The organism is Priestia sp. FSL W8-0524 (assembly GCF_038005965.1).
Taxonomy (GTDB): Bacteria; Bacillota; Bacilli; order Bacillales; family Bacillaceae_H; genus Priestia; species Priestia zanthoxyli.
Genome location: NZ_JBBOUG010000001.1, coordinates 4,766,616 through 4,780,485, shown reverse-complemented (window position 1 = coordinate 4,780,485; position 13,870 = coordinate 4,766,616). Strand labels below are relative to the sequence as shown.

The 13,870-nt window shown below is 36.6% G+C and carries 13 protein-coding genes; 8 read left to right on the top strand and 5 right to left on the bottom strand.

Annotation, left to right across the window (positions count from 1 at the left end; genetic code table 11):
• The first annotated feature begins 48 nt into the window (after positions 1 to 48).
• From spoIID to fabZ, 7 genes are all read left to right on the top strand, one after another.
• Complete coding sequence (gene spoIID / locus NST66_RS25015) at positions 49 to 1,071, top strand: stage II sporulation protein D (protein WP_028411991.1); 1,023 nt, start codon at positions 49 to 51, stop codon at positions 1,069 to 1,071.
• A 160-nt stretch (positions 1,072 to 1,231) separates the two neighbouring features.
• On the top strand, positions 1,232 to 2,062 hold the full coding sequence (locus NST66_RS25010; protein ID WP_028409695.1) for a M23 family metallopeptidase: 831 nt from the start codon (positions 1,232 to 1,234) through the stop codon (positions 2,060 to 2,062).
• 275 nt (positions 2,063 to 2,337) lie between these two features.
• Positions 2,338 to 2,601: a sporulation transcriptional regulator SpoIIID gene (gene spoIIID, locus NST66_RS25005; RefSeq protein WP_013059792.1), complete on the top strand. Its 264-nt coding sequence runs from the start codon at positions 2,338 to 2,340 to the stop codon at positions 2,599 to 2,601.
• 186 nt (positions 2,602 to 2,787) lie between these two features.
• A complete protein-coding gene (locus NST66_RS25000; protein WP_013059791.1) occupies positions 2,788 to 3,789 on the top strand; it encodes a rod shape-determining protein in 1,002 nt (333 codons plus the stop codon).
• A 114-nt stretch (positions 3,790 to 3,903) separates the two neighbouring features.
• A complete protein-coding gene (locus tag NST66_RS24995) occupies positions 3,904 to 4,728 on the top strand; it encodes a flagellar hook-basal body protein (RefSeq protein ID WP_228307457.1) in 825 nt (274 codons plus the stop codon).
• A 23-nt stretch (positions 4,729 to 4,751) separates the two neighbouring features.
• Entirely contained in the window at positions 4,752 to 5,573 is an 822-nt protein-coding gene (locus NST66_RS24990; protein ID WP_251440684.1) for a flagellar hook-basal body protein, read from the top strand.
• Between the two features lie 83 nt (positions 5,574 to 5,656).
• A complete protein-coding gene (fabZ, locus tag NST66_RS24985; protein WP_013059788.1) occupies positions 5,657 to 6,091 on the top strand; it encodes a 3-hydroxyacyl-ACP dehydratase FabZ in 435 nt (144 codons plus the stop codon).
• Between the two features lie 28 nt (positions 6,092 to 6,119).
• On the opposite strand, the gene NST66_RS24980 is transcribed toward fabZ, so the two are convergent.
• On the bottom strand, positions 6,120 to 6,542 hold the full coding sequence (locus NST66_RS24980) for a helix-turn-helix domain-containing protein (protein WP_028411995.1): 423 nt from the start codon (positions 6,540 to 6,542) through the stop codon (positions 6,120 to 6,122).
• Between the two features lie 523 nt (positions 6,543 to 7,065).
• The gene (locus tag NST66_RS24975; RefSeq protein WP_048021732.1) at positions 7,066 to 7,503 is read right to left on the bottom strand and encodes a YwpF-like family protein; all 438 of its coding nucleotides are present in this window, start codon (positions 7,501 to 7,503) and stop codon (positions 7,066 to 7,068) included.
• 96 nt (positions 7,504 to 7,599) lie between these two features.
• On the opposite strand from NST66_RS24975, the gene ssb reads away from it, so the two are divergent.
• Entirely contained in the window at positions 7,600 to 7,977 is a 378-nt protein-coding gene (ssb, locus tag NST66_RS24970) for a single-stranded DNA-binding protein (RefSeq protein WP_340843727.1), read from the top strand.
• Positions 7,978 to 8,244: 267 nt separating this feature from the next.
• Here ssb and NST66_RS24965 read toward each other — a convergent pair whose 3' ends face one another.
• The 3 genes from NST66_RS24965 to NST66_RS24955 all read right to left on the bottom strand — a co-directional run bounded on the left by NST66_RS24965 (position 8,245) and on the right by NST66_RS24955 (position 13,774).
• On the bottom strand, positions 8,245 to 9,291 hold the full coding sequence (locus tag NST66_RS24965) for a C40 family peptidase (protein WP_028411998.1): 1,047 nt from the start codon (positions 9,289 to 9,291) through the stop codon (positions 8,245 to 8,247).
• Positions 9,292 to 9,588: 297 nt separating this feature from the next.
• Positions 9,589 to 12,219, bottom strand: a complete 2,631-nt coding sequence (locus NST66_RS24960) for a DEAD/DEAH box helicase (protein ID WP_033580403.1) — start codon at positions 12,217 to 12,219, stop codon at positions 9,589 to 9,591.
• Positions 12,212 to 13,774, bottom strand: a complete 1,563-nt coding sequence (locus NST66_RS24955; protein ID WP_028412000.1) for a hypothetical protein — start codon at positions 13,772 to 13,774, stop codon at positions 12,212 to 12,214. Before NST66_RS24955 ends, NST66_RS24960 begins: the two co-directional genes overlap by 8 nt.
• Positions 13,775 to 13,870: the final 96 nt, after the last annotated feature.

Here is a 13,870-nt window from a genome sequence, read left to right as displayed (position 1 = left end):
GATATAGGTGTTCCTTGTCAAAATAATAGATATGGAGGCTAGGCGTTCATGAAACAAGCAAAGCCAATCGTCGTACTAGGAGTCATCTTTTTTTTCGTTGTGTTACTCATCCCAACACTTCTCGTTGTTCCTTTTACTGAAAAGACAGATGGAAAGCTACATGAAAATGTCAAACAGACCCCAAAAACCGAAAAACTACAAAAAGTGACAGCGTCTCCTCTTGATGTCAGTGTTTATCGTACGGAAACGAAAAAAGTAGAAAAACTGCCGCTCGAAGACTATCTTGTAGGGGTAGTAGCAGCTGAAATGCCTGCTACTTTTGAACTTGAAGCACTTAAGGCTCAAAGTTTGGCAGCCAGAACCTATATTGTGCAAACTATGATGAATGGAAATAGTCATCTTCCCCAAGGAGCGGATGTGACTGATACCGTAGAGTACCAAGTATATTTAAATAAAGATGAGCTAAGAAGCCGATGGAACAAAGACTATGATTGGAAAATCAAAAAAATTCAAGAAGCAGTGAAGGACACCCAAGGTCAAATTCTTACGTATAAAAATAAGCCAATTAATGCTACGTTCTTTTCTACCAGCAATGGTTACACTGAAAATTCAGAAGCGTATTGGAAGAATTCCATTCCTTATCTAAAAAGTGTAGCTAGTCCATGGGATAAAAAGTCTCCTGAATTTACAAATCAGAAAGTAATGTCTGTTGCTAGCTTTGAACAGAGGCTTGGAGTGAAATTAACAAACAGTGGATCAGTAGGTGAAATCGTCTCTAGAACGCCGGGGCAGCGCGTAGATTACGTAAAGATAAACGGTAAAGAACTGTCGGGAAAAGATGTTCGGGAAAAACTGGATTTATCGTCAGCCGACTTTCATTGGACAAAAAAAGGGAATGAAATTATCATCAATACAAAAGGATATGGACATGGTATTGGGATGAGTCAGTACGGAGCAAATGGTATGGCACTGGAAGGAAAAACGTATAAAGATATTGTTACTCATTATTATACAGGTGTTGCGATTACTCCTAACGATCAGTTTGTTGCACAATTGACAGCTAAACGCTAATTCAACGACCCTTATAGCAGGGTCTTTTTTATGTTTTTCACTTTTTTTGAATAAAATGTATATTTTAGATTCATCTGTTGAAAAATAATCGAAAAAATTTTTTATCGCTGTGTATATATTCATTCAATTGTGTTCAGACTGATTGCTGAGGTGATGATATATGAGAGAGGAAGAAAAGAAACGTACTTCTCCAAAATCGAAAGTTCAAAAATTAGTTAGAAAGCGTTGGGTGTTCCCGGCTATCTATTTAGCGAGTGCAGCAATTATTCTTACAGCAGTCCTTTGGTTTCAAGCTAATGGAAATGATATTAGCAAAGAAGACAAAAGCGGCTATAGCCAAGACGGTACGGCTTATCGAGACGACGCTGTAGAGGTAAATGCTTCGCTTGAAAATTTAAAAATGCCAGTTGCTAGTGAAGCATCAGCTATCGTGAAAAAGCCTTTCTACGACGATCAAGCATCTGAAAAACAACAAGAAGAAGCACTAGTTTTCTACAACAATACGTATCATCCAAACACAGGTGTTGATTTAGCTGTTAAGGGAGATAAATCATTTGATGTTGTAGCAGCAGCTAGCGGTACAGTAACAAAAGCAACAAAAGATCCTTTACTAGGTTATGTAGTAGAAATTGATCACAAAGATGGTTTAGTAACACAGTATCAATCTCTTGAGAAAGCTGATGTAGAAGTAGGAGATATTGTTAAACAAGGCCAAACGATCGCAAAAGCTGGAAAAAGCTTATATAATCAAGAAGCAAAAACACATGTGCACTTTGAAGTTCGTAAAGATGGTGTAGCAATTAATCCAAGCAGTTATTTTGGAAAATCGGTTAGTTCTATCAAAGAAGTCAAAGCAGCTGAAGTGACAGAACCAAAAGACGACTCTTCTTCTGAAGAATCAAAGGATAGCGAAAAATCATCTGATGAAAAGACTAAAGAAGATAAAGATTCAAAACAACCTTCAACAGATACGTCTAAACCAAATGCATAAAGCAAGACCATAAATACGAAAAGAAGCTGGATAAAACCGAGCTTCTTTTTTTATGAATTTTTCTAAAATGAGATGCATTATGTTAAAAAAGTAAATAAAAAACACTAAATTTTCAAAAAAATATAAGAAATCACTTGTCCTTACTGACTTTTCTAGCATATATCTGCACACAAGCTAATAAACTGTTACAAACCTATAAAGAGAATGTTAGAAAAGGGATAATATATACATTCCCTTGGATACTTCTCATATCCAATTTGGGGAGGGCGAGTAGTGTGCACGATTACATCAAAGAGAGAACTATCAAGATTGGAAAGTATATTGTAGAAACAAAGAAAACAGTTCGTGTAATTGCGAAAGAATTTGGAGTTTCGAAAAGTACTGTCCATAAAGATTTAACAGAGCGTCTACCAGAAATAAATCCTGAGTTAGCAAATGAAGTAAAAGAAATTCTTGATTACCATAAATCTATTCGGCATTTGCGTGGAGGAGAAGCAACAAAATTAAAGTACAAAAAAGAAGAAGAAACTGTAAAGTAAAAGAATGCCCGATATTGCCTTTTTTATAGAGGTAGTATAGGGCATTTTAATTTTTGGATAAAATAGGTATATAATAAATATTTTTGCTAATAACAACATACATATACAAATTGTGATAAAATAGTAAATTAGGAAAAAAGAATGGTTATCATGCAAAGATATGTAAATAGAAGGAGGATTTAAGGTATGTTAGCAAAAGACATTGGTATCGATTTAGGTACAGCTAACGTCTTAATTCACGTTAAAGGCAAAGGAATTGTGTTAAATGAACCGTCTGTTGTGGCGATTGATAAAAATACAAATAGAGTGCTAGCAGTAGGGGAAGAAGCGAGACGTATGGTAGGAAGAACGCCCAGTAATATTATTGCCATTCGTCCATTAAAAGATGGCGTTATCGCTGACTTCGAAATTACCGAGTCTATGCTCAAACACTTTATTAATAAATTAAATGTAAAAGGTTTTTTATCCAAGCCTCGTATTTTAATTTGTTGTCCAACAAATATTACCTCTGTTGAACAAAAAGCAATTCGCGAAGCTGCTGAAAAAAGCGGTGGAAAAACCATTTATTTGGAAGAAGAACCAAAAGTCGCGGCTATTGGCGCTGGAATGGATATCTTTCAGCCGAGCGGAAACATGGTCGTAGATATTGGTGGAGGTACAACCGATGTGGCTGTCCTTTCAATGGGCGATATTGTAACAGCAGCTTCTATTAAGATGGCTGGTGATCGTTTTGATGCGGAAATTTTGCAGTACATTAAGCAAAAATATAAGCTCTTAATTGGAGAGCGTACAGCAGAAGAAATTAAAGTGAAAATTGGCACAGTGTTTCCTAAAGCTCGTAATGAAGAGCTGGACATTCGAGGGCGAGACATGGTTTCAGGCTTACCTCGTACGGTTACTGTTTATTCTGAGGAAGTAGAGGAGGCACTTAGAGAGTCTGTCAGCGTCATTGTACAAGCTTCGAAAAGTGTATTAGAGCGTACACCTCCCGAACTTTCTGCCGATATTATAGACAGAGGCGTTATTTTAACTGGCGGTGGAGCATTGCTTCACGGTATGGATCAGCTGTTAGCGGAAGAATTAAAGGTGCCTGTGCTAATTGCAGAAAATCCAATGGGTTGTGTAGCTGTTGGAACAGGTATTATGCTTGATAATATTGATAAACTATCTCGTCGCAATATTGTTTAAATAAATGAAGACTCCTCTATTGGCTCGTTTCATACAGAGGAGTCTCTTCTTTTATTTATTATACTCTGTCAGCCGGCTATAACGAACAACGTTTACTTGTAAGGAGGATGAATTATGTTTAAAGGGTTTTACACGGCAGCAGCGGGTATGCTGTCTCAGCAGCGTCAAACTGACTTATTAACGAATAACATAGCAAATGCTAATACGCCAGGATTTAAAGCAGATCAAGGTACGTTAAAGGCATTTCCTGATATGTTACTGCAGCGAATGGAATCTGAAGATTTACCCACTGACCGTAACATCTCTGTTCAGAACAAAAAAGACATAGGTACAATTAATACGGGTGTGTATATGCAAGAAACAGTTCCAAATTTTACACAAGGTGATCTTCAGCAAACGTCTCAATCAACTGATATTGCATTGATGGAGCAAAATATGCCTACAAAAGAGGGCGGCCTATTTTTTGTGGTACAAAGCCCTAATAATACGCCTCAATATACAAGAAACAGTAATTTTACATTAGATCAAGAAGGGTTTTTAACTACGTCTACGGGAGCTTATGTATTAAATACAAATAATCAGCCAATTCAACTGAAAAGTGAAAACTTTACAGTTGATTCACAGGGTAACGTAACGGAAAATAATCAGCAGATTGCACAAATCGGTATTGCTTATTCTAGTGATTTACAAACGATTAAAAAGGCAGGGAATGGATTGTATGAAACGTTGAACAATCAGCCCTTGCCTTCAGCAAGAAATAATCCAGGCATTTCTTATCAGTTAAAGCAAGGATTTGTTGAACGTTCCAATGTAGATGCTGCTCAAAGTATGACGGATTTACTAACAGCTTACAGAGCTTTTGAAGCAAATCAAAAAATAATGCAAGCTTACGATAGAAGCATGGATAAAGCGGCAAATGAAATTGGACGTGTGCGCTAAAAGCAACAGGGGAGATGATGAAAATGAACCGTACAATGATAACAGCGGCTAATACAATGGGGCAGCTACAGCAGCAGCTTGATGTCATCAGTCACAATTTATCTAATACAAATACGACAGGATATAAATCGAGAGACGCTTCATTTAACGATATGCTGTATCAACAAGTAAATAATCAAGTAGACCAGGGAACAGAAAAGCGGCTTACACCGTCTGGAATTCGACAAGGTTCAGGAGCTTATCTAGACCAAACACGCTTAAATATGACGCAAGGTGCTTTTGAAAATACAGACAAACCATTAGATGTAGCTGCATCAAATCCAAACGTTTATTTTCAAGTTGCCGTAAACGATTCCGAACAGCCTGTACAATATACGCGAGATGGTTCATTTCACCTTAGCCCTGAAGGCCCCAACAATGTTAAATTAGTAAACGGTTCTGGCCAGGATGTGCTGGGGGAAAATGGTCAAGCTATTATTTTCAGTAACGCATTTAAAGATATACAGATTGATGGAAGTGGAACGATAACGGTTACTACGAATACGGGCGTTGACCAGTTTACCCTTGGGTTAACAAATGTTCAAAAGCCGCAGGAGCTAGAAGCTAAAGGAGAAAATCTATTTGCCTTTCCAGCTGGGATGAACCAACCGAATATGTTTACAGATCTGACTGGAAAAGCTCGAGAAACAGCAGGCGTAGATCAAGGGAAATTGGAACAGTCAAATGTAGATTTGAGCAAAGAACTCACTGATATGTCCATTGCCCAACGTGCGTATCAGTTTAATTCCCGCTCTATTTCAATTGCAGACCAAATGATGGGCTTGGTGAATGGAATCAGAGCTTAAGCAAGTAGTTGCTTCTCAATTGAGCATTCTGTATATTGATAATAGTATCGTATGTTACATGCGGTTTGAAAGGAGACTTATTTATGCTTGATATTGAACAAATTAAAGAAATTATTCCACACCGATATCCATTTTTATTGGTCGATCGTATTTTAGAAGTGGAAGAGGGAAAAAAAGCAGTTGGTTTAAAAAACGTATCTGCCAATGAAGAATTTTTTAACGGGCATTTCCCTGACTATCCTGTGATGCCAGGGGTTTTAATTGTAGAAGCTTTGGCTCAGGTAGGAGCAGTAGCTATGCTAAAAAAAGAGGAAAATCAAGGACGTTTAGCATTTTTTGCAGGCATTGACAACTGCCGTTTTAAAAAGCAAGTAAGACCTGGTGATCAACTGCGTTTAGAGGTTGAAATTGTACGTGCGCGTGGATCTATTGGCAAAGGAAAAGGTATCGCAACTGTAGATGGAGAGTTAGTCTGCGAAACAGATATTATGTTTGCTTTAGGCGATAAAAAAGAATAGTACATAAGAGCTGCTGATGCAGCTTTTTTTATTGGCGCTGCAAAGCAGAAAAAAGTTTCTTTAATAAAGGTATAATATCCGTTAGCAACTCTTTTTGAAGAGTTGGTGACAGAGATGAAAATTGTAAGAGCACATGTTTTAATAAGGGCTGTTTATCTATGAGGGTTAAAATGGTATTTTCCTGTGAATCCGATTCACGTTTTCTTGTTAAGTAAAGAAGTTGGAAGTCATGTAAATAATCTTGTTTATAAGAGGAAGGCTCAATAAGTTGGTCGAGCGTAATTTGAAAACAATTACATAGAGATAGAAAATCAAAAATGGAAGGCGTTTGTTTCGAACATTCCCATTTTGAAATAGTTGTACGAGAAACATTCAACTGATTTGCTAATTCTTCTTGTGAAAATCCTCCTTTTAGTCTGAAATGTTTAATTCTTTCTCCAAAATCTTTCATATGCATCACCTGATTTCGTAAAGATAAGTATATGTCTTATTGTTCGAATGTAGTTCATGTTCTTTGTAACATGCTTAATTTGCACAATATGAAACATATACACTTTACTTTCTGCAATAGAGGGAATAAAACCTGTTTTTATTTCTTTTTTTTCTCTAAAAAGATTCATTTTTCTGCATGGATATAAAAAAAAGAACAAAAATAGAGGTTTTTATAGTAAAAAAATCCTATTTTTTGTTCGGTATATTGAAAAAAATGGTTGAATAACGGGGAAAAATGCATTAATATACGAATTACAAAGAAAAAGGAGTGAAAAAATGACAAATTTTTATTTGAAAAGGCAAGGTGCTCGCATAAGAGATAATCGCTTCAAACGTTCTAGTCATGCACATTTATTTTTAGGAAAAAAAGAAAGGTACCTCTCCAGTGAGTTCTCTTTTCTTTACCCTTCTCATGGACCAACGAAAAAGACCTCAAACAATAATCCTCTCTTTTAAATCCAGACACCTTGAGATGACTTGACTTATTTTTTAGATGTACTTTTTACCGGTCTGTTTCGAAGCTGCAGTTTGAACTGTTGAAGTAAATCTTGACCTGATAACCCTTGGTTAATTAAATCCTCTAAGAGCATTTCAGCATAATGAAGTCTCCGTTCTTTTAAAACACCTTTCATCAACAAACTAATACGATTTTCACCAATTGAAGTAATGGAAGCCACGGTAGCTATAAAGGTAGCTGGATCATTTGTTTCTTTCGTAATTTTAGCTTCTACCGTCACTTTTTGTTTATCTTTCAACAAAACATGAAATTCATCGTACCATTTCTTATCGATAACTGCTTCTAAAATCCAGTTATTTTCGCCGTCTTCTTTATTAATAATAAGGCCATTAGTTAGTGAGACAGACTGACGCTTTTCTTGATTATCAACCAATTGAAATGACACAAGTTTAAATGTTTTCATTGATGTTTCCTCCTTTACGTAAATAGTAGGTTATCCATATTATAACATGAATGAGCTTAAAGATTCCCATTATTCAATCAGTTGGAGTGGTAGACTATGATTAACCATATTGTTCTTGTAGGAAGACTGACAAAAAAGCCGGAGCTTCGATATACCCATGAAGGGATTGCCGTATCTACTATTACGTTAGCAATTAATCGAACGTTTCGAAATGTTGAAGGTGAATATGATGCTGATTTTGTCAACATTACTCTGTGGAGAAAAAATGCAGAAAATACAGCTGCTTACTGTGATAAAGGAGCGGTTGTAGGCGTGGTAGGGCGTGTACAAACGCGCACATTTGAAAATAATCTTCAGCAACGAGTATATATGACCGACGTTGTGGCTGATGCGGTTAAATTTTTAAGTGGAAAGCCATCTGATTCTTCTTCATTTGGTTCAAATCAACAAGAAGAAGAAAGTGATCTAGTATGAAAGGGGGTGATTAGTTCAGCTAAGGTTTTAATTCCCCTTATCTATCATAATAGAAGATAGATCCTCCTTAAGAGCAAGGCTCTTTCTATATTCTCAAGAGAGAAAATTAAAGTATTCACTATCCCCGAATTATTCCTCTATTTCAGCCGTTAAATTATTTAACGGTTTTTTTAATGAAAAGATCCGAACGAGTTTGATTCTCCATCAAGAATCAAACTCATTCGGATCTTCCTTCAGCTAACATACTCTTGTCTCAGCTTCTATCAGTTATTTAGCAAACCTTTTTGCACCCAAGTAGCGCTTGCTCCAGTAGCTGTTATCTAAGCTTGCAATGGTTACACCGGTAGAAGATCCAGCATGAATAAATTGACGATTACCAAGGTAAATGCCCATATGTGTAGGGCCGCTAGAATATGTATTAAAAAATACTAGGTCACCAGGCTGTGGATTACTTACGGGTGTTGATACACTCCAATAACCAGCCGTCGTATAGCGCGTTGTAGAAATTTGTTGTTTCATTACGTAATAAATGAATCCGCTGCAGTCGAAACCAGAAGGAGTTGTGCCACCCCATTTGTAAGGAACACCCATATAACGTTTTGCATCTGAAATCATTTGCGATACATTTAATGTTCCGCTAGAAGTTGAAGGTGTTGATGTACTTGGTTTTGTTGTTGGCGTAGTTGTTTGAGCGCTTTTTGATACCTTTAATTGTTGATTTACATAAATCGTATTAGACGTTAATCCATTTATTTGTTTTAATTCGCTCACGCTCATGTGAAATGCCGAAGCTATTTTAGACAGGCTATCTCCACGCTGAACTTTGTAAGTTCCGTTTGCATCCTTAGAAGGAGTTTCTGCTGGTTTACTCGTAGTTGGAGTCGATGCGCTGTTGCTTCCATTTACTTTTAACGTTTGGTTAATATAAATGATGTTGGAAGAAAGAGTGTTCAAACGTTTTAATTCTTCTACGCTCATATTAAAACGAGTAGCCACTTTCCAAAGGGTATCGCCGCTTTGAACTTTATAGGTTGAACCAGTAGCAGGAGCTGAAGGCTTTTCTTCCTTATTAGATGGTTGAGAGGTTGAAGCAGAAGGAATCGATAACGTTTGTCCTATGCGAATTGTATTTGAAGATAACTTATTTACGCTTTTTAAAGCTTCTATCGTTGTATGATATTTAGTAGATAACGACCAAAGTGTATCTCCAGCTTTCACTTGAACAGTTGAAGCAGATGCTTCAGCTGAAGCTTGATATAAGAATGTCCCGCCAACAATGGCGCCTAGAGATAAAGCGAGCTGCCTTTTTTTCATTAATAAATCCCCCTAATTATGTAAATGTTTCGTGTTTATTTTTCCAATATGTCTATTAAATTACAAAAATATTATATGTATAAATATGCTGGAATTTAAAGAGAAAGTAAAGGGTCTTTTTCGCTATAAAAATACCTTTTTATTCAAAAAACGATATTTATCGCGTTTTTTGTATCTTTATCAGTAGTTGAAGAACGATTTACACTTATTTTTTTGTGTCGAATGATCTAATAAAAAAAGAGGACAAGTAAAAAAGTCCTCTTTTTGGTAACGGTGTAACACATTTTATAATTTTTCTTATTCATTTCTGTAAGCAAGAAGCTCTTGTAGCTCTTTATTCGAAAGTTCTGTTACCCATTGATCTCCTTGGATGAGTTCATTGTTTAGATGTTGTTTTTGATTGATCACTTCATCAATTTTTTCTTCAATCGTTCCTCTTGTAATGAATTTATGAACATGAACAAATTTATTCTGACCAATGCGATGGGCCCGATCGGTTGCCTGGTTTTCAACGGCTGGGTTCCACCATCGGTCAAAATGAATAACGTGATTTGCAGCTGTTAAATTCAATCCAGTTCCACCTGCGCGAAGAGAAAGGATAAAGATGGCTTTTTTCCTTGCTTGAAATTGAGCAACCATTTCATCTCTTTGCTCTTTTGACAAACTTCCGTGAAGGAATAAAACCGGCTCGTTGATTTCTTTTTCTAAGGTTCGTTGTAGCATGAGTCCTGTTTCAATATACTGAGTAAAGATTAAACAGCTTTCTTGCTGTGTGCGAATGCTCTCTACGAGTTCAATAATTTTTTCACTTTTATGAGATCGCCGTACCGTTTGTTTAGCTGCACTTTCCTTTAAGTACAAAGCTGGATGATTGCATAATAATTTTAGCTTATTTAGTGTTTGCAAAATCATGCCTTTTCGTTCAAATCCTGTTTTTTCCTCTGTTTCTTGAAGCATTTCTTGAACTAGCTCCTGGTAAAGTGAAGCTTGTTCCGCTGTCAGCGGGATATATTCTTTTTGTTCTTGTTTATCAGGCAGTGAGCGGGCGATGCTTTTATCTTGTTTTGTTCTTCTCAATAAGAAAGGTTGAATGAGTGCTTTAAGCTCAACAGTTCGTTCAGGTTTCTCGCCTTTTTCAATGCCGGCTACAAATCGGTTTTTAAATGAATTGATTGTTCCTAAGTAACCGGGATTGATGAATTCAAATAATGACCATAGTTCCAGCAGACGGTTTTCAATTGGAGTTCCAGTAAGCGCAATTTTGTGTCTTCCTTGCAGCTGACGAATGGCTCTCGCCTGTTTAGTCTGCGGGTTTTTAACATGTTGCGCTTCGTCTAAGGAAATGCTGTTCCATATAAACCCTTTCAACAATTCGACATCCAAAAGGGCAACTTGATAAGTCGTAATCACCACGTCAGTACTTTCACATATCTTCTCAAATGCATCTCCGCCGGTTCTTTTCGGCCCGTAATGAACATGAACACGAAGAGAAGGGGCAAATTTCTGTAATTCTTTTTCCCAGTTTCCAATTAAAGAAGTTGGGCAAACGATAAGAGAAGGAAAGCTATGTAACTGATGAATGTTTGTTAAATAACTAATTAATTGAATGGTTTTACCTAGCCCCATGTCATCTGCTAGACATCCTCCTAAGTTAAACTTTCTCAAAAACATGAGCCAATTCAAGCCTTGCTGCTGATAAGGTCTTAATATCCCTTTAAATTCAGAGGGAGGCAGCACTTCCGGCAGCCGTTCTAAATCCGTTAAGGATGTAATAAATGATTGAAAGGAAGCGGGGAGTTGGAATTCAACTTTTACCTCTTCTTCATCAGTTTTACTGTCTGCCATGTAGGTTAGCTTCGTTTTTAAAATTTCATGAATTGAGACGCCTTTTTTACTAGCTTCTTTAACAATTTTCTGCGCTTGTTTAATTAATCTAGAATCCAGTTGAATCCACTGTCCGTTAATAGATAATAATCGGCGTTTTTGTTCGACTAATTTCCGAAACTCTTCTTCTGAAAAAGTTTGATCGCCAATAGAAAATGACCAGCGGAAGCTGCTGATAGCTTGTTTACCAAACAATGCAGATGAAGTATTTTCTATAGCGCCAGATACTTTTATGGTGGCTTTTTTTAATGATTCCCACCAGCTTGGCAAATGGATAGAGACACCTTGTTCAATCAATGCTGCACTATCTTGAGTTAGAAATTCCCATACTTCCTCATCTGTTAGGACAGACTGAATAAACGCTCCTTTTTGGTATAAAGTAGGAGCCAATGCTTTCCATCGTTCGTGTTCGTAAGCGATATATGATTCGTAGTGATTCCACTCTTTAGGAAGTGTTCTTCCCAGTATAAAAGGTTCTTTGGCTTCATCGTGGGGAATCACAAATGTTTCAGCCGTCCATACATCTCCATCGGTCGTTGGCTCTACAACACGCAATGAAAGGTCAAAGGGAGGATTATAGCTCTCGCCTCCTATGCTTATTAAAAAGTCTTTTCCTTCTTTTTTTAATAGGCTCTCTTTAATTTGTGCTCGCCACTCTTGCTCATCAGCTTGTGAAAGCGATCCAGTCATTTGTTTTTTTAAAGGAAGAGAATGAAATTTCCCTTGGATAATCTTCTTTGTCATATCGACTGCAATTTGCTGATAATCTTCCGCTGAAGCGGACAAAGCCGGTTTCAACACATGCTGTTGAATAGGTGATTGTATGAAAGTGAACATTTGCCATGAAGAAAGAAGAATTCCTTTTTTTCCATTAATCTCAACCTGTGTAGCTTCACTTCCGTAATAGGTCTGTTCATGCCATAGAAACAGCGCATCTTTCCATGTATCAGGGAGCAAAATTTGGCCGCTAGGTGATACACAGTAGAGAAAAAAGTCATCGTGTACAGGTTCGACTTCAAGTGTTAAATGAAACAAATCAAACATTCAGTAAATCTCCTTTTTCTAATAGTTGTTGAAATGCGCGCTGTTTCTTCGTTTTTATCGCTAATTCTTCTATATAATGTTCCCATAGTAGAGAGCGATTCATTTGTAGATAAAGTCTTTTTAATTCTTGTAAGTAGATATAGGCTTCTTGATAACTGCTTTTCTTTTTTTCATAAATCAGCTTTGAAATCATTTGATGATAAAGAGGAATAACCAGCTTTTCATCTTTTTGTTTTAAGGCCTCTATCGTTTGCTCGTCATATTTAATGCTGTCATATTGAAGAAGCACCTGTAATTCAACCCATTTTTTTAATTGGTTAGAAGCATATAGAAAATCACTGTATTCAATAAAACTATAGGGAAGTAATGTTTGTAATGCTTCCGTATACAAAGTTTGCTCGTTCGTTAAGTCTTTATAGTGCTGAAATAAATTTACAATCATGGAGACCATATTTCGGCTTCCTTGATAAGTAGTTGGAACGGTGCGTACGTAATCTCCTATATAGGTCATTATATAAGAGCCCCACTGAGCAAAGCGGTCAGTTTCTTTTTCGTGCAATAAATCATTTAACCAAGGGATAAGATAGGGAATCATTTGTAATGTTCCATCGCTCAAACGTTCTTTTGCTTCTCTATCTTTTTCTTGAAGAAATAAAAGATAGGAAAGAGCTGTATTATTTATAAAAGAACCATGCTTGGCTTTTAATTCGCGTTCCTCATTTTTTCGCCATCTTTCTAACGTGAAGACTTTTTGCCAAATAACGCGATAAATTTCAATACGCTCATATTGTAAAGGCATATCATTATGCAATAATTCTCGGATGTATGGGATGCTGTCCTCTATAATAGATAATGCATCCCGATCGTATTTCGTTTGCTTTAATGAATCAGCGGTAGCATAAATTTCATTTGTTATTTTGTAGACGTGACTATATACGAATGATTCCTCGATGTTAGTAGAAAGCTGATGTGCCTGTAATTGAGCTGATAGTTTATAAAATGTATGAACCGCTCCATACATACAAAATAAAGCATAAAGCAATGGATGCTCAGGAGCTTTTTTCACTAAAGAACGGTAATAGTACTGATAATATTCATGATAAATGGACCGGTCATTTTCGTTCCGCCCCTGCATAAAAAGCGTATACTGCTCCTCAAAAGTTTGTCTCCACTCTTGAAAAGTTGCCTTGGGTTTTTTTAACACTTGTTTGGCAGATAGCATAGTCAAAGCTTCTTTCTCATGGTTTCGCCATTCTTTGAATAGGGGCGAAAGCGGTTCTATTAATGAATACATATAAAAAAACGCTGCAAAGCAGTGTTCACAAAATCCGTTATGCTGACAAGAACAGGTACTTTCAGGGAGCAGCTGTTTGTTTAGTTCAACATAAAACGAATCGATTTTAACGTTTAATATCTGTTCATCATTGTGCAAAATGAAGAATGAATGGGTACGGTAAAGGTCTAGTCCTGCTTGGGCATTTGTACGATAGCGTGCATCACTGTACGGGAAATGATGTATAAATTGGTGCTGTAAGTGATCTGAAAACGAACTCATAATCCCATTCCTTTCTATACATAAGTGGAACATAAAATTATATTTATAAGTGATTAATTTTCTTTTCATTATAAATGATAAAAATAGAATTATACA

What these genes read in the sequence shown, in the direction of transcription:
- spoIID (WP_028411991.1), top strand. Translation starts at nt 49, where the DNA reads ATGAAACAAGCAAAGCCAATCGTCGTACTAGGAGTCATCTTTTTTTTC.
- NST66_RS25010 (WP_028409695.1), top strand. Translation starts at nt 1,232, where the DNA reads ATGAGAGAGGAAGAAAAGAAACGTACTTCTCCAAAATCGAAAGTTCAA.
- NST66_RS25000 (WP_013059791.1), top strand. Translation starts at nt 2,788, where the DNA reads ATGTTAGCAAAAGACATTGGTATCGATTTAGGTACAGCTAACGTCTTA.
- NST66_RS24995 (WP_228307457.1), top strand. Translation starts at nt 3,904, where the DNA reads ATGTTTAAAGGGTTTTACACGGCAGCAGCGGGTATGCTGTCTCAGCAG.
- NST66_RS24990 (WP_251440684.1), top strand. Translation starts at nt 4,752, where the DNA reads ATGAACCGTACAATGATAACAGCGGCTAATACAATGGGGCAGCTACAG.
- fabZ (WP_013059788.1), top strand. Translation starts at nt 5,657, where the DNA reads ATGCTTGATATTGAACAAATTAAAGAAATTATTCCACACCGATATCCA.
- NST66_RS24980 (WP_028411995.1), bottom strand. Translation starts at nt 6,542, where the DNA reads ATGAAAGATTTTGGAGAAAGAATTAAACATTTCAGACTAAAAGGAGGA.
- NST66_RS24975 (WP_048021732.1), bottom strand. Translation starts at nt 7,503, where the DNA reads ATGAAAACATTTAAACTTGTGTCATTTCAATTGGTTGATAATCAAGAA.
- ssb (WP_340843727.1), top strand. Translation starts at nt 7,600, where the DNA reads ATGATTAACCATATTGTTCTTGTAGGAAGACTGACAAAAAAGCCGGAG.
- NST66_RS24965 (WP_028411998.1), bottom strand. Translation starts at nt 9,291, where the DNA reads ATGAAAAAAAGGCAGCTCGCTTTATCTCTAGGCGCCATTGTTGGCGGG.
- NST66_RS24960 (WP_033580403.1), bottom strand. Translation starts at nt 12,219, where the DNA reads ATGTTTGATTTGTTTCATTTAACACTTGAAGTCGAACCTGTACACGAT.
- NST66_RS24955 (WP_028412000.1), bottom strand. Translation starts at nt 13,774, where the DNA reads ATGAGTTCGTTTTCAGATCACTTACAGCACCAATTTATACATCATTTC.